General features: G+C 58.5%; 16 protein-coding genes and 6 pseudogenes. 10 read left to right on the top strand and 12 right to left on the bottom strand.

The genetic code is table 11. From position 1 onward, the window contains the following. Window positions 1-78: 78 nt before the first annotated feature. Window positions 79-1,581, bottom strand: coding sequence for a nitrogenase molybdenum-iron protein alpha chain (gene nifD / locus ATB98_RS22750; RefSeq protein ID WP_066877754.1), 1,503 nt, complete (start codon window positions 1,579-1,581; stop codon window positions 79-81). Between the two features lie 100 nt (window positions 1,582-1,681). After that, on the bottom strand, window positions 1,682-2,575 hold the full coding sequence (nifH, locus tag ATB98_RS22745) for a nitrogenase iron protein (RefSeq protein ID WP_066877752.1): 894 nt from the start codon (window positions 2,573-2,575) through the stop codon (window positions 1,682-1,684). A 455-nt stretch (window positions 2,576-3,030) separates the two neighbouring features. Here nifH and ATB98_RS28225 point away from each other — a divergent pair. Both ATB98_RS28225 and ATB98_RS22735 read left to right on the top strand, forming a co-directional pair. Continuing rightward, window positions 3,031-3,564: pseudogene (locus ATB98_RS28225) on the top strand (Mu transposase domain-containing protein); the annotation flags it as partial. Further along, window positions 3,564-3,960 (top strand): annotated as a pseudogene (locus ATB98_RS22735) (ATP-binding protein); the annotation flags it as partial. The pseudogenes ATB98_RS28225 and ATB98_RS22735, both read left to right, overlap by 1 nt. Window positions 3,961-4,128: 168 nt before the next feature. On the opposite strand, the gene ATB98_RS22730 reads toward ATB98_RS22735, so the two are convergent. Then, window positions 4,129-4,779 carry a nuclear transport factor 2 family protein gene (locus ATB98_RS22730; RefSeq protein ID WP_084435717.1) on the bottom strand — a complete coding sequence of 217 codons (651 nt, stop codon included), beginning with the start codon at window positions 4,777-4,779 and terminating at the stop codon, window positions 4,129-4,131. Between the two features lie 99 nt (window positions 4,780-4,878). Between ATB98_RS22730 and ATB98_RS22725 the strand changes: the two genes are divergently transcribed. The 5 genes and pseudogenes from ATB98_RS22725 (at window position 4,879) to ATB98_RS29165 (ending at window position 10,633) form a co-directional block, all read left to right on the top strand. Further along, window positions 4,879-5,634 (top strand): calcium-binding protein, encoded by a 756-nt coding sequence (locus tag ATB98_RS22725; protein WP_084435715.1) that lies wholly within the window; start codon window positions 4,879-4,881, stop codon window positions 5,632-5,634. Window positions 5,635-6,099: 465 nt separating this feature from the next. Further along, the gene (locus ATB98_RS22720) at window positions 6,100-7,791 is read left to right on the top strand and encodes a type I secretion system permease/ATPase (RefSeq protein ID WP_066877890.1); all 1,692 of its coding nucleotides are present in this window, start codon (window positions 6,100-6,102) and stop codon (window positions 7,789-7,791) included. 86 nt (window positions 7,792-7,877) lie between these two features. Beyond that, entirely contained in the window at window positions 7,878-9,197 is a 1,320-nt protein-coding gene (locus ATB98_RS22715) for an HlyD family type I secretion periplasmic adaptor subunit (protein ID WP_066877746.1), read from the top strand. A 262-nt stretch (window positions 9,198-9,459) separates the two neighbouring features. Then, window positions 9,460-10,095 (top strand): annotated as a pseudogene (locus ATB98_RS22710) (ISNCY family transposase); the annotation flags it as partial. Between the two features lie 265 nt (window positions 10,096-10,360). After that, window positions 10,361-10,633, top strand: coding sequence for a hypothetical protein (locus tag ATB98_RS29165; RefSeq protein WP_066877745.1), 273 nt, complete (start codon window positions 10,361-10,363; stop codon window positions 10,631-10,633). On the opposite strand, the gene ATB98_RS29160 is transcribed toward ATB98_RS29165, so the two are convergent. The 3 genes and pseudogenes from ATB98_RS29160 to ATB98_RS28215 all read right to left on the bottom strand — a co-directional run. Then, a complete protein-coding gene (locus ATB98_RS29160) occupies window positions 10,578-11,168 on the bottom strand; it encodes an ISL3 family transposase (RefSeq protein ID WP_234782002.1) in 591 nt (196 codons plus the stop codon). The two genes, ATB98_RS29165 and ATB98_RS29160, sit on opposite strands and share 56 nt — an antisense overlap. A 186-nt stretch (window positions 11,169-11,354) precedes the next feature. Continuing rightward, window positions 11,355-12,145, bottom strand: a pseudogene (locus ATB98_RS22700) (transketolase); the annotation flags it as partial. Window positions 12,146-12,288: 143 nt separating this feature from the next. Further along, window positions 12,289-12,459, bottom strand: a pseudogene (locus ATB98_RS28215) (transposase); the annotation flags it as partial. Between the two features lie 150 nt (window positions 12,460-12,609). Between ATB98_RS28215 and ATB98_RS22695 the strand changes: the two are divergent. Continuing rightward, window positions 12,610-13,800 carry an IS701 family transposase gene (locus ATB98_RS22695; protein WP_066877741.1) on the top strand — a complete coding sequence of 397 codons (1,191 nt, stop codon included), beginning with the start codon at window positions 12,610-12,612 and terminating at the stop codon, window positions 13,798-13,800. A gap of 315 nt (window positions 13,801-14,115) precedes the next feature. Continuing rightward, window positions 14,116-15,427: pseudogene (locus ATB98_RS22690) on the top strand (ISNCY family transposase). A gap of 195 nt (window positions 15,428-15,622) precedes the next feature. On the opposite strand, the gene ATB98_RS22685 reads toward ATB98_RS22690, so the two are convergent. The 6 genes from ATB98_RS22685 to ATB98_RS22665 all read right to left on the bottom strand — a co-directional run bounded on the left by ATB98_RS22685 (window position 15,623) and on the right by ATB98_RS22665 (window position 22,654). Then, on the bottom strand, window positions 15,623-16,681 hold the full coding sequence (locus ATB98_RS22685) for an LLM class flavin-dependent oxidoreductase (protein WP_066877740.1): 1,059 nt from the start codon (window positions 16,679-16,681) through the stop codon (window positions 15,623-15,625). A 177-nt stretch (window positions 16,682-16,858) separates the two neighbouring features. Beyond that, window positions 16,859-18,391, bottom strand: a complete 1,533-nt coding sequence (locus ATB98_RS29800) for an SDR family oxidoreductase (protein ID WP_456114851.1) — start codon at window positions 18,389-18,391, stop codon at window positions 16,859-16,861. 17 nt (window positions 18,392-18,408) lie between these two features. Then, a partial coding sequence (locus ATB98_RS30150) for a nuclear transport factor 2 family protein (RefSeq protein ID WP_174551914.1) occupies window positions 18,409-18,778 on the bottom strand: 370 nt, incomplete at its 3' end. A 311-nt stretch (window positions 18,779-19,089) separates the two neighbouring features. Next, window positions 19,090-20,307: a cytochrome P450 gene (locus ATB98_RS22675; RefSeq protein WP_167354107.1), complete on the bottom strand. Its 1,218-nt coding sequence runs from the start codon at window positions 20,305-20,307 to the stop codon at window positions 19,090-19,092. A gap of 239 nt (window positions 20,308-20,546) precedes the next feature. Further along, the gene (locus ATB98_RS22670) at window positions 20,547-21,875 is read right to left on the bottom strand and encodes a dicarboxylate/amino acid:cation symporter (RefSeq protein ID WP_192934017.1); all 1,329 of its coding nucleotides are present in this window, start codon (window positions 21,873-21,875) and stop codon (window positions 20,547-20,549) included. Between the two features lie 104 nt (window positions 21,876-21,979). After that, window positions 21,980-22,654, bottom strand: a complete 675-nt coding sequence (locus tag ATB98_RS22665; protein ID WP_066877736.1) for a nitrogen fixation protein NifQ — start codon at window positions 22,652-22,654, stop codon at window positions 21,980-21,982. Window positions 22,655-23,219: 565 nt separating this feature from the next. Here ATB98_RS22665 and ATB98_RS22655 point away from each other — a divergent pair. After that, on the top strand, window positions 23,220-23,759 hold the full coding sequence (locus ATB98_RS22655) for a peroxiredoxin (protein WP_066877884.1): 540 nt from the start codon (window positions 23,220-23,222) through the stop codon (window positions 23,757-23,759). The last annotated feature ends 814 nt before the right edge of the window (window positions 23,760-24,573 follow it).

Here is a 24,573-nt window from a genome sequence, read left to right as displayed (position 1 = left end):
CCTCGTCAAACGGCGGCACAGGAAAACTTTTGAGACGTCGGATCTCCCGCGGGCTCCTGTCCGCGGAAGACCACGCTTCTATTCGGCTGCAACCGCTGCCGCAGGCGCTCTCACTTTCTTCCAAGGCGCGTCGTAGAGGTCCCAGACCGGATTGTTGATGGCCAGATCCATGTCGCGGGCGAAGATGGCGAAGCCGTCATAGCCGTGGTATGGGCCGGAATAATCCCATGAGTGCATCTGGCGGAATGGTATGCCCATCTTCTGCACCGGGTACTTTTCCTTGATGCCGGAGCCAACAAGATCGGGACGAATCCTCTCGATGAACTTGTCCAGTTCGTAACTGGTTGCGTCGTCATAGATCAGCGTGCCTTTCTTCACGTAATGGCCGGTGCGCTGATAGTCGTCGTTGTGGGCGAATTCGTACCCGGTGCCGACGATCTGCATGCCGAGGTCTTCATAGGCTGTGACGACGTGACGGGGGCGTAACCCACCCACATAAAGCATCACTCTCTTGCCCTGGAGGCGCGGCCAATACTTATCGACTACATCGTCGACCAAGGGCTGGTACTTGGCGATGACCCTCTCGGCCCTTTCTTCAATTGCAGGGCCGAAATGCTTGGCTATCTTGCGCAGAGAGGCTTCGATCTGGGATGGGCCGAAGAAATTGTATTCCATCCAGGGGATGCCGTATTTTTCCTCCATGTGCCGGCAGATGTAATTCATCGATCGGTAGCAGTGGATGAGGTTGAGCTTGGCCTTCGGGGCACGTTCCACTTCCGCGAGCGTGGCATCACCCGACCAGTTGCCGACTACGCGCAGACCTATCTCCTCAAGCAGGATGCGCGAGGCCCAGGCGTCGCCGCCGATGTTGTAGTCCCCGACCACGTTGACGTCGTAGGCGCCAGTTTCGAATTCGACTTCGGCCTTGCCGAAGACCCAGTCACGTATGGCATCATTGGCGATGTGGTGGCCGAGCGATTGCGAGACGCCGCGGAAGCCTTCGCAGCGTACCGGCACGATTGTTTTTTCATACTCCTTGGCCTTCTTGCGCGACACCGCCTCGATGTCGTCACCGATGAGGCCAATCGGACATTCAGACTGTATGGTGAGGCCCTTGTTCAGTGGAAACAGTTCCTCAATCTCGTCGATGATCTTTTCCAGCTTTTTGTCGCCACCGAAGACGATGTCCTTTTCCTGAAAGTCGGAGGTGAACTGCATTGTTACGAATGTGTCGACGCCTGTCGTGCCGACATAGTAGTTGCGGCGCTGCGACCAGGAATATTGACCGCAACCGACCGGCCCGTGCGAGACATGGACCATATCCTTGACCGGGCCCCAGACCACGCCTTTCGAGCCAGCATAGGCGCAGCCGCGGATCGTCATTACGCCTGGAATGGACTTGATGTTCGACTTTACGTCACATTCGGAAATGGTCAGGCCTTCCTCGCCGACCTCCTCTCTGTCCGTTGCGACACTGAGGTGCTTTTGACGACGCTTCGCCGCTTTGTGTGGGTATTGCGACAGCACTTGCGTGATAAGCTCCTCATGGAGAGCACTGTCATTCTCGTAGTCGAGGCTCATTCGCCTGCCCCCTTTTCGAGATTCAGGTGATGCCTCGAAGAAGAGGCACCGTTGGTGGAATGTTGCGCCGGGTAAAGTTCCGACATCGTCTGCGAGGCAGTCACTGGGCAGCTGCTACCGACGCTTCTTTAGCCTGGAGTTCTGCAAGCATCTGCTCGTCGGTCTTCATGATGCCGAAGTCGAGCAGCATGTCCTCCAACTCCTCCATGGTGATCGGCGTCGGGATGGTGCCTTGACCCGAATTGGCATGGATCTTTTCAGCCAGCGCCCGATATTCCGCCGCCTGCTTGGAGTCCGGTGCATACTGGATAACCGTCATCTTCCTGAGCTCGGCGTGCTGGACGATGTTGTCGCGTGGCACGAAGTGAATGAGCTTGGAATTGAGCTTGGCCGCCAGTGCCTCGGCGAGATCGAGTTCGCGGTCTGTCTGTCGCTCATTGCAAATCAACCCGCCGAGCCGCACGCCGCCCGAGTGGGCGTATTTCAGAATTCCCTTGGCGATGTTGTTGGCGGCGTACAGTGCCATCATTTCGCCGGACATTACGATGTAGATTTCCTGGGCCTTATTTTCGCGGATCGGCATCGCGAAGCCGCCGCATACCACGTCGCCGAGCACGTCGTAGGAGACGTAGTCGACATCATCGTAGGCGCCATTCTCTTCCAGGAAGTTGATCGACGTGATTACGCCGCGCCCGGCGCAACCGACGCCCGGCTCTGGGCCGCCAGACTCCACGCATTTGATGCCTTTGTAACCGACCTTCAGCACGTCCTCCACCTCGAGGTCTTCCACCGAACCCTCCTTTGCCGCGAGATGCAGTACCGTGTCCTGCGCCTTCGAGTTCAGGATGAGGCGGGTGGAGTCAGCCTTGGGGTCGCAGCCCACGATGAGGATCTTCTGCCCGAGGTCGACAAGGGCGGCGAGCGTATTTTGCGAAGTGGTGGACTTGCCGATACCACCCTTACCGTAAAATGCGATTTGACGCAGACCTGCCATGTTGCTTTCCTTCGTTTGTTCGAACCATCGCGGTTGCCCGCAACATGAATGTCGCCGGCAGCTTTTGCCGGCTGCGCAAGTAGTTACAAGACCCGTGCCAATTCGGCGCGTAGACCGAATAGAGTGCCATTGTTCGACGTTATCAGTTACTTATGCCGAAAAGAGACCGCCCGCGTCGCAAAGCAAGTCCTTGTCGCCGAACCGACAATTGTAACCAGCATTGTCGTATAGCGTCTGACCTTGCCCCAAGTTTTATCCAGTTTTGAGTTCGCTCCGGCGGTTTTGGGTTGCTGTATTCGGGGCGGTAGGATGGTCCGCCTCGTCCTCTCGTAGCATCATGAGGCAGTCAAACCAAAGGAGGTTGCAATGCCACGACGCAATGAGCCGCGCCCAGCGGCTGTCAAACTCTATGCGCGCTTGTCCATGCGCACGAACTGCAGTCCTGGACTTGAAAGAAGGGGAAGGACGAGCGCGGGGTCGGGTACGTCAAGAAGAATGCTATCGCTGGTCGCCGGTTTGAGAACTGGGCTTCGTTCGAGGCGCACCTTGACCGATGGATAAGAGAGGTCGCAGACCGACGAGAACACGGCACTGTCAATGCCGCGTGAATTTTCCCCAGAAGTGCCGAAGCCCTTCGGCCGCTATCCGGCCGCGCACCGTTTGGACAACTCCGCGACCTCGTGCGCAAGGTGCAGGCGGACTGCGCCATCGATCTCGACACAAACAGCTATTCCGTACCCTGGCGTCTCATCGGCGAGAGCGTCCAAGTCGTTGTACTGGCTGGCCGTGTAATTATCCGTCACGCTGGCCAGGTTGTGGCCGATCATCCTCTCTGCCAAGGACGGCGACAACGGATCGTCGGCCGGGATCACTTTGTTGGCGTCGCAGGTAGCGAAGGACTGGTTCGCACCGCTTCAGTTGAGCTGGCACCAGCCGCCTTGCTGCGACGACTTGCGGAATACGAGGCTGTTGTTGGAGGTGGCTGGTGATGACGTCCGTCGATCACGATTTACTCATTGCGACACTCGATCGGCTAAAGCTGACGGCTCCGCGATCAACTCGACACGTTCCTGGACGAGGCGGCCCGCTCGAAGATGACCTTGCGCGAAGCTCTGGCGTTCCTGGTCTCACGAGAGATTGCCCGGCGCGATGAACGCCGGATCGAGATGGCGATGAAGATTGCGCACTTCCCGCATGCCCGCGAGCTCGACGGGTTCGACTTCGATGCTCAGCCCAGCATTGACCCGCATCAGATCCGCGAACTCGCAACCGGCCGGTGGGTCGCTCATGGCGACGCAGTACTGTTGCTGGGGCCACCGGGCGTTGGCAAGTCTCACCTCGCGATCGCGTTGGGTCGGGAGGTAATCCGCCAGAACTGCACCGTGCTCTGCAACAGGGGGCCAGTTTTATATGACGCCAAGGGGACTCATTCCGATGTCGCTTGATACCTGTCCCGATGATGACACGCCCCGGCTGAACCTGGCAATGGTCCAGGCGTGTCTTCACTGGACAGGTGGTGGCGGGGGGAAAAGGAGGGTAGCCAAATCGCATCATTATTCTTCTTCTCCACCGCCAACCCGGATCTTTGGATAAGTTTTCAGAGGAGCGTGCCGCTTCAAAAGTTCGTAGACGGGATCATTCGGGTGCGGTGCCCCAATCGGCTGGCGGGGACCGAACCGCTCAGCTTCCGCGGACGTCGGGGGCCTCTGCTCTTCGACCCAATCATAGACCACGGTGCGTTCGGAGATGCGCCACTCCCCTTCCCTTTTCTGAAACAGATCACAGTAGCGTCCGCAGAGGAGCATCTGCCTCATCTCGCCTGCCTCGTCGGGTCCGCGCTGCAGCGCGGTGAAATAACTCTCGACGGCGGCCTCTGCCGGTCCCAGGAACTCGATCATTATGTTGGCAAGCTGGTGGATGTTGCGCGGCTGGGTTTTGAAGACACTAAGCGCAAGCTGAATGAACCCCCCGGCAGAGCCGGAGTAACTTCCGTGATTGTCAGTTGCATCGGGCCAATAACAGCTGCGCAAAGCGGCCTCGTCTGCCCGGTCGATCCCTCGACAGTAACGATGGAGACAGTCGCGGATTGCTTCCAAGTGGACTTGGCAAGGCGCGTGGTGATCGATGTACTCGAAGGTCGCAACGCGTCGGTGCGGTCGAATTGACTCCGGGGTCGCGGCGACCCGCGGAGAGGGCAGTGACATCCATTATCTGGATGGCTCCATTAAACAAACGAATTTTTCCTGGCTGTCCGACCGGAGTATAGAGTACCGGGGTTTTCGTTCACCTAAGGAGAATTGTAAATGATCTGGATTTCCGGTACCGACCAAAGTGAAAAAATGATCGGCACGCCCGAAAGTGAGTCCATCGACGCCCGCGATGGCAACGACACCGTCTACGCGGGCGCCGGCGACGATATCGTAATCGGCAGTGGAGGCAGTGACCTGCTGTTCGGACAGGAGGGCGATGATACCCTCTTTAGCGACTCAACAGTCAATGTACCACGCGATAAAGTCGTGGCGGGCAATGACGTTCTCGATGGCGGCCCAGGAGACGATTATCTTGTGGCTGGTGACGGGCACGATCTGATGACAGGTGGCGCCGGCAAGGACCGCTTTCTTTTCCGGTATCATGACCCGAAGACCGAGGGGAGTGTGCAGCCTGTCCAAATCGCGGATTTCGATGCGCGGCAAGACAAGTTTGTGTTCGACGCCAAGGATCTTCTCGGCAGCATGAGTGCCGATGGCAACTTCGTCAACCACTCCACCGGCGGCCTGGGTGGCGCAGCTGACACCTTCTTCCAAGGGCGAGCCGCCGACGCAAACGGGGAGCATGTCTTGGTGCTCACTGATCAAAGCTTTGGCGATAGCAGCGAGGCTGCTGCCTCCGTAAACAATGAGAAGCCAGGCGATATCATTGTGTACAACGATGATCAATACGGCTCTGTTATACTAGCCTATGTTGACTCAGAAGACCATGCCCACCCGTTTGCCCAGCTGTCAAACGTGGAGGACACGTCCGAACAGTTCTTTTCTCGGGACAATTTCATCTTCACCTGATTCGTAGTGATCGGAAGCCGTGCCGTGCCCACCCCGGCACGGTACGCTTCCTTCTGCGGCCTCTGCTTGAGTGGGCGGCAGGTGAAAGACACCGGCGCGTGCAACTGACCGCGGTCGAAGACTTAGGCTGGTCGCTCGTCGGTAGTTCAAGCTCCGCTCAGCTGTTGTTATTTCGATTGCATGGCCGCAGCAGCCGCGGACGATTATCTTTTTCGGTCGAACGTCGGCGGCCAGCTACGCGCGTTTGCGCGGGTGAGGCTATGCGCGATACGCACAGAGTTTTTTAAGCGGAGCTTTGCCCCTCGCGATGAGCGGCGAGCGAATGCGGTCGGCGCCTGGTGGCCAGTGGCCGAGTTTAAGTCGCTGCGTATGGTCATCGATGCAGCACAAGGTGATCGGTCCTCGTGTAAGCATCGTGAATCCGTGAGTATGGGGCGAGCGTTGAAGCGGGGGGAGGATGTCTCTATGAAAGCAAACCCGTTCAGACAGGCTTTAGCCACGTACCGAACGATCATTGTTGCGACCATGAGCTTTAGCATCGTGATCAACGTTCTGATGTTCGTCAGTCCCCTTTACATGCTGCAGGTTTACGATCGAGTACTTCACAGCCGTAACGAAATGACGTTAATGATGCTGACTTTGATTGCGCTGACGATGCTTGCACTTTGTAACCTGCTCGAATGGATTCGTTCCCGGGTGCTGATGCGGGCTGGTATGCGCTTTGATGAGATGATCGCCACAGGCGTCTTCAGCCGTGTCATCACCTCTACCCTCAGGCATCCTCAGGGCCGGTCCGAATTCGCCCTTATGGATATCGATCGCCTGCGAGAGTTCCTGACCGGTTACGGACTGGTTGCGCTTTGCGACCTCCCGTGGATGCCGATCTTCCTAGCCGTGTGTTTCTTTTTTCATCCGTTGATCGGATTTATTGCGACCGGGGGCGCCGTTATAGTCTTCACTCTGGCGATCGCTAATGAATTCATGACCAAGAAGGAATTGTTCAGAGCAACGATTGCCGGACAGGGTGCAATCCACTTCTCCAACTCTACTCTCATGAACGTCGAAGTTGTGCGCGCGCTCGGTATGGAAGACAGCCTGTGCGGACGGTGGAATGCCCTGCACCGGAAGGTGATTGAAAGCCAGGCCCTTGCCAGCGATCGATCCGCCGCGTTGCTGTCCATCTCCAGGTTCGTGCGCATGGGTCTGCAAACCATCATCCTGGGTGCCGGAGCCTATCTTGCGCTGGAAGCTGCGATTTCGCCTGGCTCTATAATCGCCGCATCTATCATGATGGGTCGCGCCCTGCAGCCGGTCGATCAGGTCGTCGGCCAATGGAAGCAGTTCGTTAGCGCCCGTCAAGCCTATGGTCGTTTGAGCAAGATCTTTCTAGAAGTGCCGGAAGAACAAAGAAAGCTTTCTTTGCCGACTCCTAGCGGCACGCTGAGCGTGGAACAACTGGCCGTTGCGGCTCCCGGGACCAAGGCGCCGTTGGTTCATAGCGTTACCTTCCGAGTCAATCCTGGTGAGGCGGTGGCCATCGTCGGTCCGAGCGGTGCAGGCAAATCCAGCCTAGCGCGTGCTCTTGTCGGCATTTGGTCGCCGGCCGCCGGCACTGTTCGCTTGGACGGTTCCGAGCTCCAGCATTGGGAAACTGACGCGCTTGGCCAACATTTTGGGTATCTGCCGCAGAACGTTGAGCTGTTCTCCGGCACAATCGCTGAAAACATCTCCCGTTTTCAGGAGGCCGCGAAGCCGGAAGCCATCATCGAGGCTGCAAAGCTTGCCCGTGTGCACCAGTTAATCCAGAACCTGCCTGACGGCTACGACACCCAAATCGGTGTTGGGGGGCGGCAGCTTTCGGGCGGTCAGCGCCAGCGCGTCGGACTGGCGCGTGCTGTCTACGGAAATCCCTCGGTAATCGTGCTGGATGAGCCGAATGCTAACCTCGATGATGAAGGCGAAGAAGCGCTCAACCAAGTCGTTCTGGCGCTGAAGACCATGGGCAAAAGCGTTCTCTTCGTTAGCCACAAGATGAGCCTGATCGCTATGTCGGGCAAGACGCTAGTGCTTGCCCAAGGTCGCATGCAAGGCTACGGCGCAACGCGCGACATTCTCCAGCCCAAATCAGCCGTCACGGCCATCCATTCGGCCGATTAAGCGAAGGCGAGCGTGGAGCGTGTTCGTCTTCATGCCTTGGGTCTTATAATATTTCTTTGCCTTTCAAGAGCGCTTGAGACAACCCGATGATTAAGACTAAAGAGCATGCCCAAAGCAACAGATTCTCGCCGCGTTCCTATGTTGTGGGCGGATATGTTACAATTCTATTCGGCTGCGGTACCTTGGGAACCTGGGCGGCAACCGCGCCACTCGCCAGCGGGATCGTTGCGCCTGGCGTGGTTTCGATCGAGGGTAATCGCAAGACAATACAGCATCTGGAAGGCGGCATCATCTCGGAAATCGTTGTCAAGGAAGGAGATATCGTTAATCCGGGCGATGTGCTGGTGAAGCTAGCCCCTACCCAGGCCGCGGGCAACTACAGGGTTTTGAGCACCAAGCTTCTGTATCTTCAGACAGCGGAGGCGCGCCTGATTACGGAAGCTAAGGGCGATAGCAACATTGATTTTCCCGAAAGCCTTCTGACGAGCCCGCTGCCTGAAGCCAAAGTGGCTATGACGCTTCAACGCAACATCCTAGAATCGCACATCAAAACGCGCAACGGCAAGGTGGCCATTTTGAGTTCGCGTATCCATCAGTTCAACAAGGAGGCCGAAGGGTTCGCCAAGCAGATTGACGCCAGCGACATGCAAATAGCTTCGATGAGTGAGGAAATCGGGCGGTTGAGCAACGGCCAAAAGATCGGTGTGGTGCCCGTCAATCGGCTATCACAGATGACGCGCAACATGCTGGAAATGTCTCGCGTGCGTGGTGAGGCCGAGACCGAACTCACCAAGATCCGTGAAACGATCGGTGAAACCGAGCTGCAGATCGTCCAGGTCAAGCAGGAGTTTTCCGACAGAGCCATCGAGGAGCATAAGGAAGTGCGCGATCAGATCGACGAAGTACGCGAGCGCCTCCGCGTTGCAGGGGACGTACTGTCCAGAACCACCGTGATCGCCCCCGTGCGGGGCATGGTCCAGAGTATCCGCATCCACACCACAAATGGTGTCGTGCGCCCGGCTGAACCACTTCTCGACATCGTGCCGATTGATGACGATCTGGTCGTCGATGCACAAATCCGGCCGATCGACATCGACAATGTCGGCGCTGATTCTGATGTGGAAGTGCGCTTCTCTGCGTTCTCAGCCAAGACGACGCCAGCGATCTACGGTAAGGTTTCCGTTCTCGGCAAGGACGTCGTTCAGCCGGAGAGTGGCAAAAGCAGAGAGCCATATTACCAAGCTATTGTGCGTGTGGACGATAAGAACGTGCCCCCAGAGATCAAGGAACGTATGGTCGCCGGCATGCCGGTTGATGTGATCATTTCCACCGGCGAGCGAACCTTCGCGCAATATATCGCGAAGCCGTTGATCGACGCCTTCCATAAGAGCATGAAAGAAAAATAGGCGTGCCCGATATTCTCCTACCGCGACGCATCAGGTTGTCCAATCAAATGAGCCGATCAGCGCTCGCTTCCGGTGATCCGTGATGTTTGAGCTCTTACCACGATAGCCGGAGGTAGCGAGGTGATCTTTCGGGTAGAGTGCATTGTCATGCGGTCTACAGCCGGCTACTTTGTGGGAGCATAACAAGGTGCATAGCGGTAGGCGATTTCACGTCAAGAACCTTGTGGCCGAGCTGCTGGCCACAGCTACTCCCTAATCTATAGTTAGGACGTCGGCGGATTGGGACGATCCGGCGCCAGGCTTCGTTGAGGCGGATCTCGTCGCCCATTGCGGCCCTTCGGCTCGCGGCAGCTTCATCCAAACCCTTGTGCTCACCGACATCGCGAATGGCTGGACGGAATGTGCGCCGCTGCTGGTTCGCGAACAGACGCTGTTGAGCAGTGTCCTCACAGAATTGCGCAAGCAACTGCCCTTCGCGCTTCTCGGCCTGGATACGGACAACGACACCGTCTTCATGAACGAGACGCTGAAGGCCTATTGTGACGCCGCCAACATCGTCTTCACGCGCTGCCGCCCCTACCGCAAGAACGACCAGGCCTTTGTCGAGCAGAAGAATGGCGCCGTGGTGCGCAGGATGGTCGGATATCGTCGGTTCGAGGGGCTGGAGGCCGCCGCGCTGCTAGCGAAGCTCTACCGATCAGCGCGGCTGTTCGTGAACTTCTTTCAGCCATCGTTCAAGTTAATCGCGAAGCAGCGCGACGGCGCTCGTGTGCGCAAGACGTATAGTCCGCCAGCCACGCCGCATCAGCGTCTGGTTGCCGACGCTCGCACGTCAGATGTAGTCCGCTCCCATCTGCAGGAAATCTACGCCGGGCTCGACCCTGTCCTGCTATTGCGCATCTGTAAACCGTCGCCCTGCCACCTCTGAAGCCCATCTGCTTGATCTCCTCCCATAGCTGCGCTCCATTGTGCTGACCTTCCTGCCATCGTTGTTCCAGGTATTGCCTGAAAGGCTCCAACGTGGCCGACTGTGTTTCCGGCCGCCGATGCTCCGGCTCCCCGGCCGCGGCAAGCCAACGCTCGACGGTTCTAACGTTGAGCCCCAGACGCGGCGCTATTTGCCGCGGCGACATGCCGGTCCGATGTAGGCGGCGGATTTCCTCATGACCCTCGTGACGTTGATCTCTTCGATCCTGCCGCAATCGTTCCAGCCCGGTTGGCGCACTGGTGGCGGCCTTTTCGGCGCCATCGTGACTAACAGGCTCGGCAAACATCGCCCTTCCGGCGGCGTTGAAGGACACACGATTGCGGTCGACCACGAGCCGCAAGGCCTGGCCGAGATTCTGCAGAAGATGGAAGCGGTCAGCGACCTGAACTGCGTTAGGCGCGCCGCGACGAGCGCCTTCGGCGTAGACGCCGGCGGTCGCGTGCGATGACCTCGATACCGGGGTAGCGGCCCAGCCAAGATGCGAGCGTGTCGGCGTTGCGATCCGGCAGCAGGTCAAGGACACGGTTGCGCTCCAGATCGCAGATAATCGTTCCGTAGCCTTGCCCCTTGCGCCATGCCCAATCATCAACTCCCACCACGCGCGGTGCCGATATGGGCTCGCACGCAGCCATCCGCACCATTCGCAGTAGGGTGTCGCCGCTGACCGGCATGCCCAGCTTTCTCGACAGGCGCGAGCCAGGTTCTCCACCCGTGGCAAAGCTGATCGCAAGGTGGTGCTCGTATAAGCGCGTCGTGCGACGCGCTTTCGGGAGCACAGTCTGTGGCAATCTCTCTGTGAAGATCTGGCGCGAACAGCCTGGATTGACGCATCGCAAACGGCGAGCCTGCAGCTGAACCTCCACCACACGCCCATGCCACGGCAGATCCGCCAGCCGACGCTGGTAATGGCTATGGACACGCGCCGTTCGAAAGCCACAACAGGGGCAGCAAGTTTCTTTTGCCGTCGGGCGCGCTACAAGCACAACGCGATCGGCCCGCGGAAGAATCTGGACTATGGAAAGCTCGGAAGAAATCAGCGGGCGAAAGAAATCCTGCACGGGCAAATCACTGCATTGACTGCGATTCCCACTTTATGGACTTGTTCGCATTCGGCGTGAATCCCGCTGCCTGCACCAAAATTGCGGAAGAACCCCAGATTGTCGCCCTACAAGGATCCGAGCGCCGTTGATCGAATGCGAAAGACTCAGTGCCCGAGCATGATCATCAAGTTGGATTCAGCTATGCCCAATTCGAGATGCTGGCCCTGCGGTCCGAAATCCCAGCTGTAGGTTGACGGAATCCGTTCAGCCTTGAAGATGTCGGCCATGCTTTCACGGGCAAAGAGCCCGCGCCGGTTGACCCAGGGGCCGAGGTTGGTCGACACGGTTACGTCCGGCGAGGTCGTGACAATGCGCTCGGCAAGCGGCGTGTCACCACGCGCGATATCGTTAAGAATCTGGCCAAAGCCCATTTGGGTCGACATCAGCTTACCTGGCTGACTAGGCGAAGGCAGTGTAAGGGGAACGGGAACCGCCGGCGCTAAGAGCCTGCGGCGGCCTTCCCTGAAGAAGGGAGCACGAGCGACGAAGGATTCGAGCTCACCGGCCGGCATCGTGGCCGCCGCCCATTTTTCCCATTCTTGTCCAGGCTGCACACCCATCCGCTGGCGGAAGCTTTCCATCTGGGTGGCGGTCATCTGCCCGGCGTGGTTATCCTTGTGGCCTGCCAGCGGCAAGCCATATCCCTTGATCGTGTAGCAGATGAAGCAGACCGGACAGTCGTGCTGCGAAGCTCGCTCAAAGGCTTCGAGCAGGCTCGGCAGATCATGTCCTCCGAGATTGACCATCAGCGCTTGCAGCTCCTCGTCGGAACGTCGCTCGATCAGGGCGGTCACCGGCCCCTGGTCGCCGATCTCGTCCAGCAGCCGCTTTCGCCATGCCGCGCCACCCTGGAAGGTCAGGTGCGCGCTTCGCAAAAGGTGGACATTGATTCCGCTAAATCCCGCACAGCGGTTTCACTAAAGTCCGGACAGTTTGACCAGGTTGGTCCTCGGCGTGTCCGGAGATTACCGGAAACCCTATCCGGACTTCTCCGAAACCCGCACCCATATCGCTCCGGCACGTCTGCCCAAGGCGAGCCTGTGCGGAACCACCACAAAATGCCGTTGATCACCCGCCGGTCATCGACCCGCGGCACGCCGCGAACCTTGTTCGGCAACAAGGGCTGAATAATCGCCCACTCGAAATCGGTCAGGTCGAAACGACGGCGGGTCACGCATAGGCCTCCAAATCAAGGCCTCATTGAATCATCACCCGTCCGGTTAGAAAACCCCGTTTATGAGTTTGCGGCCTAGTGCTACAGTTGCGTATTTAGGCGAATTGTGATTCCTAATGGTCGTTTAGGCGATGATGGGATGATCAATTCATGGCGGTATCGGATTGGGTAGGTACGGGTCTCGATTGGCGGCATGCCCTGGCAGATATGAAGCAGTTTCTTGCGCCGGCGTTCAAGCGTGTAGAACAGAGGGCATCGGCGAGCACTTTTATCGATGGCGTTCTGTCGCGAGCGGAGCGCAAGACGGGTTGGATGCTGGCAGAAGAGGCTGGCCTTGACCGCCCGTATCGACTGCAGTCGCTTCTCGGGCGTTCGTCCTGGTCGGCGGACGCGCTTTGCGATCGGGTTCGCCGGTATGTGGCCGACGCACTTGGCGACGCCGACGGTGTGCTTGTGGTGGACGAGACCGGTTTTGTGAAGAAGGGGGAGCATTCTGTCGGCGTCACGCGGCAATATTCCGGCACGGCCGGACGTGTAGAGAACTGCCAGGTGGGCGTGTTTGCCGCCTATGCAAGCCGCTTCGGCCATGCTCTCATCGACCGACGGCTCTATCTGCCCAAGGGATGGGCGGAGAGCCAGGCTCGGCGCGTAAAGGCCTGTGTGCCGGAGGAAGTGGCTTTTGCTACCAAGCCGGCGATGGCGCGCGAGATGGTCTCGCGAATTCTCGATGAAGGCATTCCGTGCGCGTTCGTGCTGGCGGATGCAGTGTACGGATCGGATTATAAGTTCAGGCGGATGCTGGAGAAGCGGGGGCAGGCTTATGTGCTGGCTATCCGTTCCAACCACGTCTTGCGCTTTCTGGAAGAATGGCAGTTCGTTGAAACCGATCCGGCCACACTCGTCAGTGATCTTGAAGGGCAGACCTGGCAGCCGCTTTCGGCTGGCGAAGGTGCCAAGGGACCGCGCCTTTACGATTGGGTGCGCCTACCCCTCAATTGGGAAACTGAAGAGGGCTTCACCCGATGGTTGCTAGCTCGCCGGAGCCTGCGAGATCCAGATGCGATCGCCTACTACTTCGCCTACGCACCAACCCAAGCGACGCTGGCGGACTTGGCTGCTGCCGCTGGACTACGATGGACGATCGAGGAATGTTTCCTACGTGCTAAAGACGATCTTGGTCTCGATCATTGCGAAGCGAGATCCTCGCATGGTTGGCACCGCCATATGAGTCTGGTCATGGCCGCCGCTGCATTCCTTGCAAGGATCACGGCCCAGCAGCGCCGTGAGGCCTTTGGAAAACAGAACGAAAGGAGTCCAGCCGCTCAAGTCGCGGCCGCATGATGCCGAAAACTTGGCGAGCCTACACGACGCCCGAAATACTGCATCTATTCGCTCGGCTCATGCCGCGCCACGTCATGTCAGTCGCGTTCATCTTCCAATGGTCCCGATGGCGCCGACAGCACCAATTCAAAGCGGCAATCGCACACAGAAAAATGCGAAGTAATACGCAACTGTAGTACTAGACTAGTTTCCATCCATAAACAACAAGCGATTGATTTTGTTCGATGAATCGCAGTTTTGCGGGCAAGGCCCGGCGGTTTCAGGTATCCTGGATCATGCCACTGATTCCAAGTCCTGCCACCGCCGGAGCCGACAATGCGCCAAGAACGCACCGTCCAAGCCAGCATATTCGATCTTTTCGCCTCGCACGAGATCGGCTGCGAACTGAAGGCGATGTCGGACTGGCTGGACGAGCATCGGGATCTGGTTGGCTTGGTGGCGCGAGACCTGTGTCGACACAGCGTCAAGGCAACTGGACGCCAAGGCCTGCCTGCTGAGGCGGTCTTGCGCTGCGCGCTGCTGAAGCAATACCGGCTTCCATCTGGAGGACTCCGCCTCGTTTCGCGCTTTTGCGCGACTGCCGTGGTCATGGTGCCCGCAGAAGTCGGTGCTGCAGAAGACGATCAGTGCAATCCGACCAGAGACCTGGGAAGAGATCAACCGGGCACTGCTGCTGAGCGCTCGGCAGGCGAGGCTGGAGGATGGTAGTGTCGTGCGATTGGATAGCACCGTCACCGCAGCACCGATCCATGAACCGAGCGACAGCAGCCTGCTGTGGGATGCTGTGCGGGTCATGGTGCGCCTGTTGAAGCGGGCAGACACCCTGGTCGGTGGTCTGGCATGGCGAGACCATTGCCGCGCGGCCAAGAAGCGGGCCCGCAAGATTCAGTTCACACGCGGTCGGCCCAACCGTGTCCAACTCTACCGTGAGCTGATCGCAATCGCCCGCACGACTTTGGCCTATCTGGACCAGGCGAGCGAGAGCCTGGCTGTCGCGACCAATCCCCGTATCGCACCGTGGCAGATCGAGGCCCGTCACTATCGGCCGCTGATCGAACGCGTCATCACCCAGAGCGAGCGGCGCGTCCTGACCGGCGAAACGGTGCCGGCGGGTGAGAAGCTGGTCAGCCTGTTCGAATCCCATGCCGATATCATCGTCAAAGGCAGTCGTGACGTCGAATACGGCCACAAGCTCAATCTGACCGCCGGCAGGAGCGGCATGATCCTCGATCTGGTGGTGGAGGCTGGCAATCCGGCCGACAGCGATCGCTTGCTGCCGATGCTGAAACGCCACATCGCCTTCTATGGCAACGCGCCACGGCAGGCGGCGGCCGATGGTGGCTTTGCCACGCGCAACAACTTGGTCGCAGCGAAGACTTGGGGCGTTCACGATATGGCCTTCCACAAAAAGGCCGGCCTGCGGATCGAGGACATGGTCAAAAGCAACTGGGTCTATCGCAAGCTGCGCAACTTCCGCGCTGGCATCGAGGCCGGCATCTCCTGCCTAAAGCGCGCCTACGGCTTGGCGCGCTGCACCTGGCGCGGCCTTGATCACTTCAAGAGTTATGTCTGGTCCTCGGTCGTGGCCTACAACCTCGTCCTCCTCACGCGCCTCAAATCGACCTGATGCCGACCCGTATTGCAGCTCAGCCGGCCTTGCGTCGGCCCAGCGCCGTGCGCGCAATTACTCCAGCAACTCCGCCCTGACGAAACCCCGCACCCTGCACCCCATCCACGCCCTCCAAGAGGACGCCAACCCGAGACAAGTGCTTGCAAACGCTATAAAATATACGTGTTTATGGACGGAAACTAGACTAGAAAGTTAGGTAGTGTCCGGCTGCCCGAGAGATTTCTGGACTGCTGGGATGATCCTGTCTCCCCAGAGCTCTATCTGGCGCAGCATCGTGCTTTGGTTCAAATCCCCCAACTGCGTCTGAATTGCAATCTGGTCCGGCTTCAAGACTCCGATCTCCTCCAGAAGTCGATCAATCACGCGATTTATGTTCCCGATGGGCAGGTTCTTGCGCATAGTATCGAACGACAGGTCCTGATGCGTCGGCACCGCCTCCAACATGTAGCCGTCCTTGCTCTGTTGCCGACGCTGATGCAGGGCCTCGGACAGCCGGCGCTGAAAGCGGGCGTTATCGAGATAGCGGTTGATTTCCGCGCCATCATCGCTGGCATAGCAGCAGCGCAAAAGCGACAGCTTGGCGTCACGGACCTTCTTGCCCTCGGATGCAGCGGCGGTCTGGATGATGTCTCGCAGCAGGCCCAAAGTTTCCAAGCCCTCATGGAGGGCCGTAACGAAAAGGTTGTGTCCCTCACGATAGGCTCGGCGCATTGTTTTGGAGGACCCGGTGGCAATCCAGATCGGCGGGCTCGGCTTTTGAAGGGTGCGCACCGAAATCGCCGTCGCAGGCATCTGCGTGTAGTGACCATTGTGGGAAAAGACGTTTTGCTTGAGACCCTTGAGCAAGATGTCGAGGTATTCCGAAAAGACGGCGGGCGCCTCATCTACATTGACGCCGAAACGGTCGAATTCAAACTGCTGGTATCCCGAACCAACGCCGAGCTCGAGTCGGCCGTTCGCAACGATATCGACAAAGCCGATTTCCCCTAGCAGGCGCTGCGGTTGATAGAGTGGCAGCACGCAGACCGCGGTGCCGAGGCGTATGGTGCTCGTCAATCCGGCACAGTGGGCGACCATCAGCAGGGGCGACGGGACGAGGCTGTAGTTGTTGAAGTGGTGCTCGGCGAACCAAGCTGTGCGGAAGCCAGCCTGCTCCGAAAGAACGGCCTGCTCTACTGAGTTGCGGATGACGCTATCGGAAGATTGATGATAGCCTCGCTGGGCAGCCAGAATGAAAGTTGCGAACTCCATGGTGTCTCCTTGTTTGCGGAAGGGATCACACAGCTCGTGATGATCGGGCGGTCAGTGCGGGCATGTAGGCGTGCCTGGAACGGCCTCGATTCACGAGCACGCTCCCATGATCGATGAAGCGACTCTGTCGAAGGGGTCTCACTGTGCTCAGAGCTCACAGCCAACACGTGGGAATTCTCAGTTCCCCGCGTCTCCGGACGAGGCCCAGCCTCCGTCCACGTGCAGGATCGAGCCGTTGATGTAGGAGGCATCAGACGATGCCAGAAAGTAGACGGCTTCGGCGACTTCCTCCGGTTCCCCAAACCTGCCCAAAGGGATCTCCTGTCGGAGCGATCTCGGGCCTGTGCCGGTAGCCGTTTCGCACTGGATGTCGCCAAACGCGCGGATGTGACCTGGCGCGACTGTGGCTGTGCGGATCCCAAGCGGCCCGAATTCGGCCGCCATGCACCGGGTAAGCATATCTAGGCCGGCGTTGTACGCGGCGTAAGCATGCTTCATCGAGAGAGGTAAGAGTCTGCAACTCGACGTGAGATTCAGGATTACACTACCACGTCGCATCGATATCGCGGCCTCGCGCACGCATGTGAAGGCGCCAGTAAGATTTATACCCAGAGTGTTTTTGAGCACTGCCGTCGCCTGCTCAATATCGGGGACGAATGTGCCATTCACGCCAAGGCCGTTGACGAAGACGTCGATGTGGCCGAAGCGCTTCCGCAATTCTTCGAAGAGCGCGACGACCTCGCTCTCGACTGTCCTGTCCACGCGTTTTGACAGGTGCTTGTCGCCGAGCAAATTAGCGAGCTTTACCGCTGCACAACCGTCTCCGTCAGCGATCACAACCGTATCGCCGCTCGCGGCAAAGCGGCGAGCGATGGCCGCACCTATGCCTTTAGCACCGTCCATGACGACCACCGTTCGCGCATCGGTGTCCTCGATCGGGCGTAAGAGTTCTGCTCCGGGCGTCCTACCCTGAGCCGGGTGGGCTTCACCTGGCTGGTTGAATGACATCCAGCCACCATCGACTACAAGCGCCGATCCGGTGATGTAACGTGCCTGCTCACTGGCGAGGAAGTGCACGGCTCGCGCGATCTCGTCGGGACGAGCCAGTCGGCCTATCGGTACGCGGCGCCTTATTGCCCTAACGTCCAACTTGCCAGCTGTTTCTAGTTCCGCGACCATTGGCGTACGCACGTAACCGGGGGCTACTGCCGTCACGCGGATGCCGCGCGAAGCCCATGCGCACGCCAGCGTTTTCGTGATTGAGATCAGCGCAGCTTTCGAAGCGGCGTAGCCATTGCGCTTCGGGTTGCCGAGGAGGCCAGCAAGCGAAGCGACGTTGACGATTGCTGCGCCGGGTTTCATCAACTTGGCGATTTCGCACGCCACCGAGTACGGACCGATGAGATTTACCGCTAGCGCGCGTTGAAAATCTTTGATGGGAGTATCGACGGTCGCAGCCATCGTCGGCCCTATCCCCGCATTATTGACGAGCACTCCAATCTGCGAGAATCGGTTTTCCAGAAGCGTACAGAATGCGAGGACATCGTCCTGTCGCGACACGTCGAACTCAAGGCAGAGATGGGGCTGGCCAAGATGACGGCCCAGTTCAATCACACCGCTGTCCGGAAGGTCCACCGCGACGACAACATCTCCATTCGTGGCAAAAATATCGACCAGCGCGCGGCCGATACCCCCTGCGGCACCTGTCACGATGATGACCCGCCCTNCTTCCCTTTTCTGAAACAGATCACAGTAGCGTCCGCAGAGGAGCATCTGCCTCATCTCGCCTGCCTCGTCGGGTCCGCGCTGCAGCGCGGTGAAATAACTCTCGACGGCGGCCTCTGCCGGTCCCAGGAACTCGATCATTATGTTGGCAAGCTGGTGGATGTTGCGCGGCTGGGTTTTGAAGACACTAAGCGCAAGCTGAATGAACCCCCCGGCAGAGCCGGAGTAACTTCCGTGATTGTCAGTTGCATCGGGCCAATAACAGCTGCGCAAAGCGGCCTCGTCTGCCCGGTCGATCCCTCGACAGTAACGATGGAGACAGTCGCGGATTGCTTCCCGGTCGAAGAGTTGGGTTATGGTTGGTTGATGCATCGGCTCAATACAGGTTCTGAAAATTCTATGAAGCGTGTTCCCAGGAGCTCACCAGCAACCAGACGCCGCCGCTCAATAGAGGACGTTCAAAGTTCATTCCAATCTGGCTGACCGCCCCAAGAATGCATTTATAGTTTCATTTTCAGCTACTTAGCCGCGATATACGAAAAACGGTCTCAAACAAGCCTGTGTCGTCAGGCCGACAAAGGCGACAGTTGTCGTAAGACCCTTAAAGCCGCTGCTTGTTGAGGAAGTCGTTGAGCGATGAAGCGTTTTGGGTCATGCGCTTCTGCGTACAGGCCGGGCCCCGATCAGGCCCAAGTCAGAATAAGATCCTTAATCCCGAATACATGACCGCCATGGGTAATCGGCGCCGTACCTTCTTTGATGCGGAAAGCTGGGATGCGTGCCAACCATTCGCGTAGGCCAACGACAATTTCTCGCCGTGCAAGGTGCGCTCCGAGGCAAAGGTGTGGACCATAGCCAAAGGCGGTGTGGTGGTTACCCTGTCGTGCCAGATCGATAGTCTCAGGGCGCTCGAATTCCGATGGATCACGATTGGCAATCATAGTGGCGCAGGAAACATAATCACCCTTACGGATCGGCACGCCTTCGAACACGATATCCTTCGTGGCCTCGCGGACCATCTGAACGGTGGAATAGGCGCGCAGCAATTCTTCAACGGCGAGCATGACCCGATTCGGTTCGTTCCGCAACAACTCCTGGTCCTTTGGATTGCGTGCGAGATAGGCCATGTCAAAGCCTATGGCGGCCGCGACCGTGTCGAGTCCCGCGACCAAGAAAAGCACACCGATGCCGCGGACTTCCTCTTCTGATAAGGAGCGGCCATCAATCTCCGCCTGCACGACAAAAGTCATGAAATCGAAAGCTGGTGTCCTGCGGCGCCTGGCTGCAAGTTCGTCAATGAAGCCCACGATCGACCGGGCCGCTGCCGTTCGCTTGTCTGAGTTACCGTGGAGTAAATCGCTTACCCAGCCAACAAATACTTCGGATCTCCTCTGCGAAAGCCCCAGGAAGCTAAGGAAGACGCTGACCGTGAAGGGCAAGGCAAAATCCCTCATGACGTCACAGCTGGTTCTCTCTCTCGCTATGCGGTCGATCAGCGCGCGCGCTCTCTCGCGGATAGTCGGCTCGAGTGCAATCACCCGCTTGGATGAGAACAGAGGATCTAGCAGTGCACGAAACACACCATGGGTCGGTGGATCCAGTTCGAGCGGGATGACCGGCCAATGTTCGCCCAGTGCGGAGGCGAAGATGCTGCGATGGCTGGAAAAGGTCCTTGTATCCTGCAGCACACGGCGCTGGTCTCTCGCGCGTGTTATGACCCAGGTACCTCGCCCATCACGCGTGTTGGACGGAGAGTAAAAGATCGGTGGGCCGTCATGAACACAAGCCACGGCAGCGTGCGGATCGCCGTTAGGCGTCGGCGCCATTCCAGGTGAACTGAAAAGACTGAAGTCCCGCACCAGTTCGCGCGGTACATGATCTGGAATGGTGTTGGTCTTCACGCGCTTTGTCCCCTCTGTCAATCACTCATCAACTGCGTGGGCCGTCGAGGATCTGAGCGGAACCGATCGGGAGCTTTCCGTCAGAAATCGCTCTTTGCCCCTTGGGCGACGATCAAGAATGCGGGAATGGTAAATACCTGCTGCACAGACAGGCAGCCCTTGGTCGCGCCGCAAGAAAGTGGGCGCGATCTGCGAAATAGTTCGCGCCAAAAAACACTTATCGTCCGGGTTCAAGGGCATTACTCCGCTGGCTTGACAACCGCCGGCATGGTCTGGACCGGCGCCTTGCCTGCAAGGGCGGCTGCAAGCTGCGCCCGGGCAAGCTCGCCTTCCCATTTCGCCACCACCACGGTCGCGACCGCATTGCCGATCAAGTTGGTCAGAGCCCGGCATTCCGACATGAAGCGGTCGATGCCGAGGATCAGCGCCATGCCGGCGACCGGCACGGAGGGAACGACCGAGAGCGTCGCGGCAAGCGTGATGAAGCCGGCGCCGGTGATTCCGGCGGCCCCCTTCGAGCTCAGCATGGCGACGAGCAGGAGCAGGACTTGGTCGGCGATAGAGAGCGGCGTGTCCGTTGCCTGGGCGATGAAGAGCGCCGCAAGCGTCATGTAGATGTTGGTACCGTCGAGGTTGAAGGAATAGCCCGTCGGAATGACGAGTCCGACGACGGAGCGCCTGCAGCCCGCCTTTTCCATCTTGTTCATGAGGGCTGGGAGTGCTGCTTCCGAGGACGAAGTGGCGAGCACCAGCAGCAGCTCTTCCTTGATGTAGCGGATGAGCGAGAGAATGGAGAAGCCGTTGTAGCGCGCGACCGCGCCAAGCACGACGAAGACGAACAGGAACGACGTCAGGTAGAAGGTGCCGATCAGCATGGCGAGGTTGGCAATCGAGGCGATGCCATACTTGCCGATGGTGAAGGCCATGGCGCCGAAGGCGCCGATCGGCGCGGCTTTCATCAGGATGGCGACCAGCCGGAAGATCGGCAGCGTCAGCGCCTGTAGGAAATCGACGAGCAGTTCGGCCTTGTTGCCGACCATGGCGAGCGAAATGCCGAAGAGGACCGAGATGAACAGCACCTGCAGGATGTCGCCCTCGGCGAAAGCACTGACCAACGTCGTCGGAATGATGCTCATGAGGAAGCCGGTGACCGACTGCTCGTGCGCCTTCTCGGCATAGGTGGTGACCGCTTTCATATCGAGCGAGGCCGGATCGATATGCATGCCGGCGCCCGGCTGCACCACATTCGCGACCATTAGGCCGATGACGAGCGCGAGAGTGGAGAAGGTTAGAAAGTAGAGCATTGTCTTGCCGGCGACGCGGCCGACCTTCGCGAGATCGGTCATGCCGGCAATGCCGGTCGCGACCGTCAGGAAGATCACCGGCGCGATGATCATCTTCACGAGCTTGATGAAGGCGTCGCCGAGCGGTTTGAGCTCGGTGCCGATATCCGGATAGAAATGCCCGAGCAGGATACCTGCGGCGATCGCTGCCAGCACCTGGACATAGAGATGGCGATAAAGGGGTGTCTTGCCGCGGATCTCCGCGTAATGTTCTGCGATCGACATGATAGCCTCCACGGGTGCATGCATGTGTCGTAAACCGGGCATGCTGAATCGGCGAAGCGCAGCGGTCTACAGTTGGCATAGGCGGCGACCTAGGTTGGCTCCTACTAGGGCTCCACGCGAACACTTTTGCCTTCCTCAGGGGCAAAGCAGTTCTCCATTTCCTTGCATTCTTGGCAAGCGGCCGCCGTGCACAGCGAAAATCCCTCAGCCTCACAGAGCTTGCGGTAAAAGTACCTCTTCCACCTCATGTTGTCGGTATTGCCGGCTGCAAGCGCTGGGAAATGGGTTGAGAGCAATCGGCTGAGTTCGACCCGATCGAAAAGGCCGAGCTCTCTCCAGAGATGGTCGTGGCGTAAAGCACGGCGGGCTATGATCTTGGCGAAACGTACGCTCGCCGAAGCGCCCGGTCGAGCATGCGCGAGCAGCAGACCGCGCAGAAGCTCCTCCTCTATGCCGGGCTCCACATCCCTGACATCTTCCAGGCAGAAAGCGTGAATCGTTGGTGCGGGAAAACTGCGGTTGAGGATGTCTCGAAGCTCGACTTGCGAAAGCCCCGTTGCCTCTGTCGCAGTTGCCTCGCCGGCATCGATCTCCTCAAGCGCACGCGAAAGGACACAAGCGAGCACGTATTGATCGAAATCCATTTTAAGATCTACGGGCGGCCAAGGTCCGGGGGCCAGAAGTTCGGACAATTGTCGCCAACCGGGCCGATCGGACATTCTGGCTCCAAGGACTGTTCTCCCTTTCGACAAAGCGCGGACTTGAGCTAGATTTGACAACGTTGCTTCCTTCCCTCTTCGTTCCACACACCGAGCGCCCGCGTGGTGCTTGCCGCAAGGCAATTCTGGCCGCGTCGTGTCGGGGACATTTCAAGTCTCGTGCCAATCGAATCTGCCGAGCCGAAGAGATAACTTTGTGGTTGCTATTCAAGGACTAAACGAGAGTCTGGCAGGAGCTCGGGGGGATGCGGCCGTGTCAGGAGGACGACAAGGACGACATGAGATGTCGGTTCTCTGCCAAGAGTAGCGGCCGGATACTCAACAGGAAACGCCGAACCGTGACCCGGCAAATCGGCCTCGCAGGCGATAGTACGCGCCAGCACCTGCCGGCCCATCACGCCGACGAGCTGGGCCTCGAAAGGCGCCTGCTGGAGTTTGTGGCCACTAGCCAATACTCGCACACGAACATGGCCATGCGGGCCACAAAGCAGTGCTGCTGCAGTTTGGATGGCAAGTGGCACGGCGCTTGCTGTTTGCTCGTCGGTAGCCGCCAAGCTGCCAATCACGGCGAATGCGTCGGTTCTTTTCCGAAGGATGCTGATGCACCATAAAAGGAGAAATGCTGATGCCAATGAAAAAAAGAATTCCCTTCGTTGCCTTTCATACGCGCGTTCGCGACGAGACCCTGAAGGGACCAAATCCCTACCGGTGGGAAGTCAGAACAACCGAGGATTACTTCAGCGGCAAGCGCGTCGTTCTGTTTTCGCTTCCCGGTGCGTTCACCCCGACTTGCTCAACTCGGCAATTGCCCGATTTCGAGAAGCTATATGACGAGTTCCGAGATGCGGGGATCGAGTCGGTCTACTGCCTATCAGTCAATGATGCCTTTGCCATGAACGCGTGGGGTAAGGCCTTGGGCGTAGAAAAGGTCAACCTCATTCCGGATGGTTCCGGCGAATTCACTCGCAAAATGGGTATGCTGGTCGCAAAGGATAATCTTGGCTTCGGGATGCGCTCTTGGCGCTACGCTGCCGTGGTCAACGATGGCGTGGTGGAGAAATGGTTCGAAGAGGAAGGTCTCTCGGACAACTGCGAGTCTGATCCCTATGAGGTCTCTTCTCCGCAGAACATTCTTGAAACCTTGAGGACCGCTCCCGTCTCTTGAGCGGTCCCCAACAGGATTTTGATGCTTCTGTGTGACCTTTCCAGCCTGATGTCGTGGAGCCCGAGCGCTGACGTTGGTCCCGCAGCTGCCGTCGGCACTAAACCATCGCACTCTCTCATGATCCCCGCGGCTGAACAGTACCAGGAGTTCAGCGCGTTTCGTCCGACGCGCTGCCCGCTATAGCCTCCAAGGTGGGTCGCCCGTCTGCGTCGCGGCGCCCAATCTGTTATGGTTTTCGAAAGTCGCCGTTCGAAATACAGCATCTTGCCAGGCTCGAGCTTCTCGGGTGTCGCCGGATTGCAGTCTAGAGCCGCCGGTTCCTTGTGGCGCTGAATAGCGATCTCGCCTCATCCAGCAGATTGTCTTGCCCCATCGTTGCAGAGGCAAGAAGACACAATCCGAACGCGGCCGCTCGAAAGGCCCACCGCCACGCCGAGCGGAGCCGGTTGACGAGACCTTTTTTCACAGACGACATAAGAGACAAGGAAATTGCACCCGCTACCCGCTGCTTTCATCGACTGGTTGGCAATAAACATGCCAACGGGAGCGACATTCTCCCATTGACCCGGCGGATCCGACCTGGGCGGTTGGGCTGACCGCATCATTTGTCGGCCCAAAGGTCGACTGTCGCTCGATATCTAGTCCGAGTCCGCAACGACACTCCCATGAACTGGCCCGGGAGATAAGTTGGAGAAACGCCGGAGTCGCTAGCAGGAGCAAGCCCGAGCCGACTGCCACCGTGTCGCCGATGAATAAAAGAGAGAATAACCCCCTTTGCCCAGCCCCGGCAAAACCTCACACGAGCTCTGTGTGA

Source organism: Sinorhizobium saheli, assembly GCF_001651875.1.
GTDB lineage: Bacteria > Pseudomonadota > Alphaproteobacteria > Rhizobiales > Rhizobiaceae > Sinorhizobium > Sinorhizobium saheli.
Note: the sequence above shows the minus strand (reverse complement) of the source record. Positions and strands in the feature narration are given on the sequence as shown.

What these genes read in the sequence shown, in the direction of transcription:
- nifD (WP_066877754.1), bottom strand. Translation starts at nt 1,581, where the DNA reads ATGAGCCTCGACTACGAGAATGACAGTGCTCTCCATGAGGAGCTTATC.
- nifH (WP_066877752.1), bottom strand. Translation starts at nt 2,575, where the DNA reads ATGGCAGGTCTGCGTCAAATCGCATTTTACGGTAAGGGTGGTATCGGC.
- ATB98_RS29165 (WP_066877745.1), top strand. Translation starts at nt 10,361, where the DNA reads ATGACCCTCGTGACGTTGATCTCTTCGATCCTGCCGCAATCGTTCCAG.
- ATB98_RS22695 (WP_066877741.1), top strand. Translation starts at nt 12,610, where the DNA reads ATGGCGGTATCGGATTGGGTAGGTACGGGTCTCGATTGGCGGCATGCC.
- ATB98_RS22685 (WP_066877740.1), bottom strand. Translation starts at nt 16,681, where the DNA reads ATGGAGTTCGCAACTTTCATTCTGGCTGCCCAGCGAGGCTATCATCAA.
- ATB98_RS22670 (WP_192934017.1), bottom strand. Translation starts at nt 21,875, where the DNA reads ATGTCGATCGCAGAACATTACGCGGAGATCCGCGGCAAGACACCCCTT.
- ATB98_RS22720 (WP_066877890.1), top strand. Translation starts at nt 6,100, where the DNA reads ATGAAAGCAAACCCGTTCAGACAGGCTTTAGCCACGTACCGAACGATC.
- ATB98_RS22715 (WP_066877746.1), top strand. Translation starts at nt 7,878, where the DNA reads ATGATTAAGACTAAAGAGCATGCCCAAAGCAACAGATTCTCGCCGCGT.
- ATB98_RS22730 (WP_084435717.1), bottom strand. Translation starts at nt 4,779, where the DNA reads ATGTCACTGCCCTCTCCGCGGGTCGCCGCGACCCCGGAGTCAATTCGA.
- ATB98_RS22725 (WP_084435715.1), top strand. Translation starts at nt 4,879, where the DNA reads ATGATCTGGATTTCCGGTACCGACCAAAGTGAAAAAATGATCGGCACG.
- ATB98_RS22655 (WP_066877884.1), top strand. Translation starts at nt 23,220, where the DNA reads ATGCCAATGAAAAAAAGAATTCCCTTCGTTGCCTTTCATACGCGCGTT.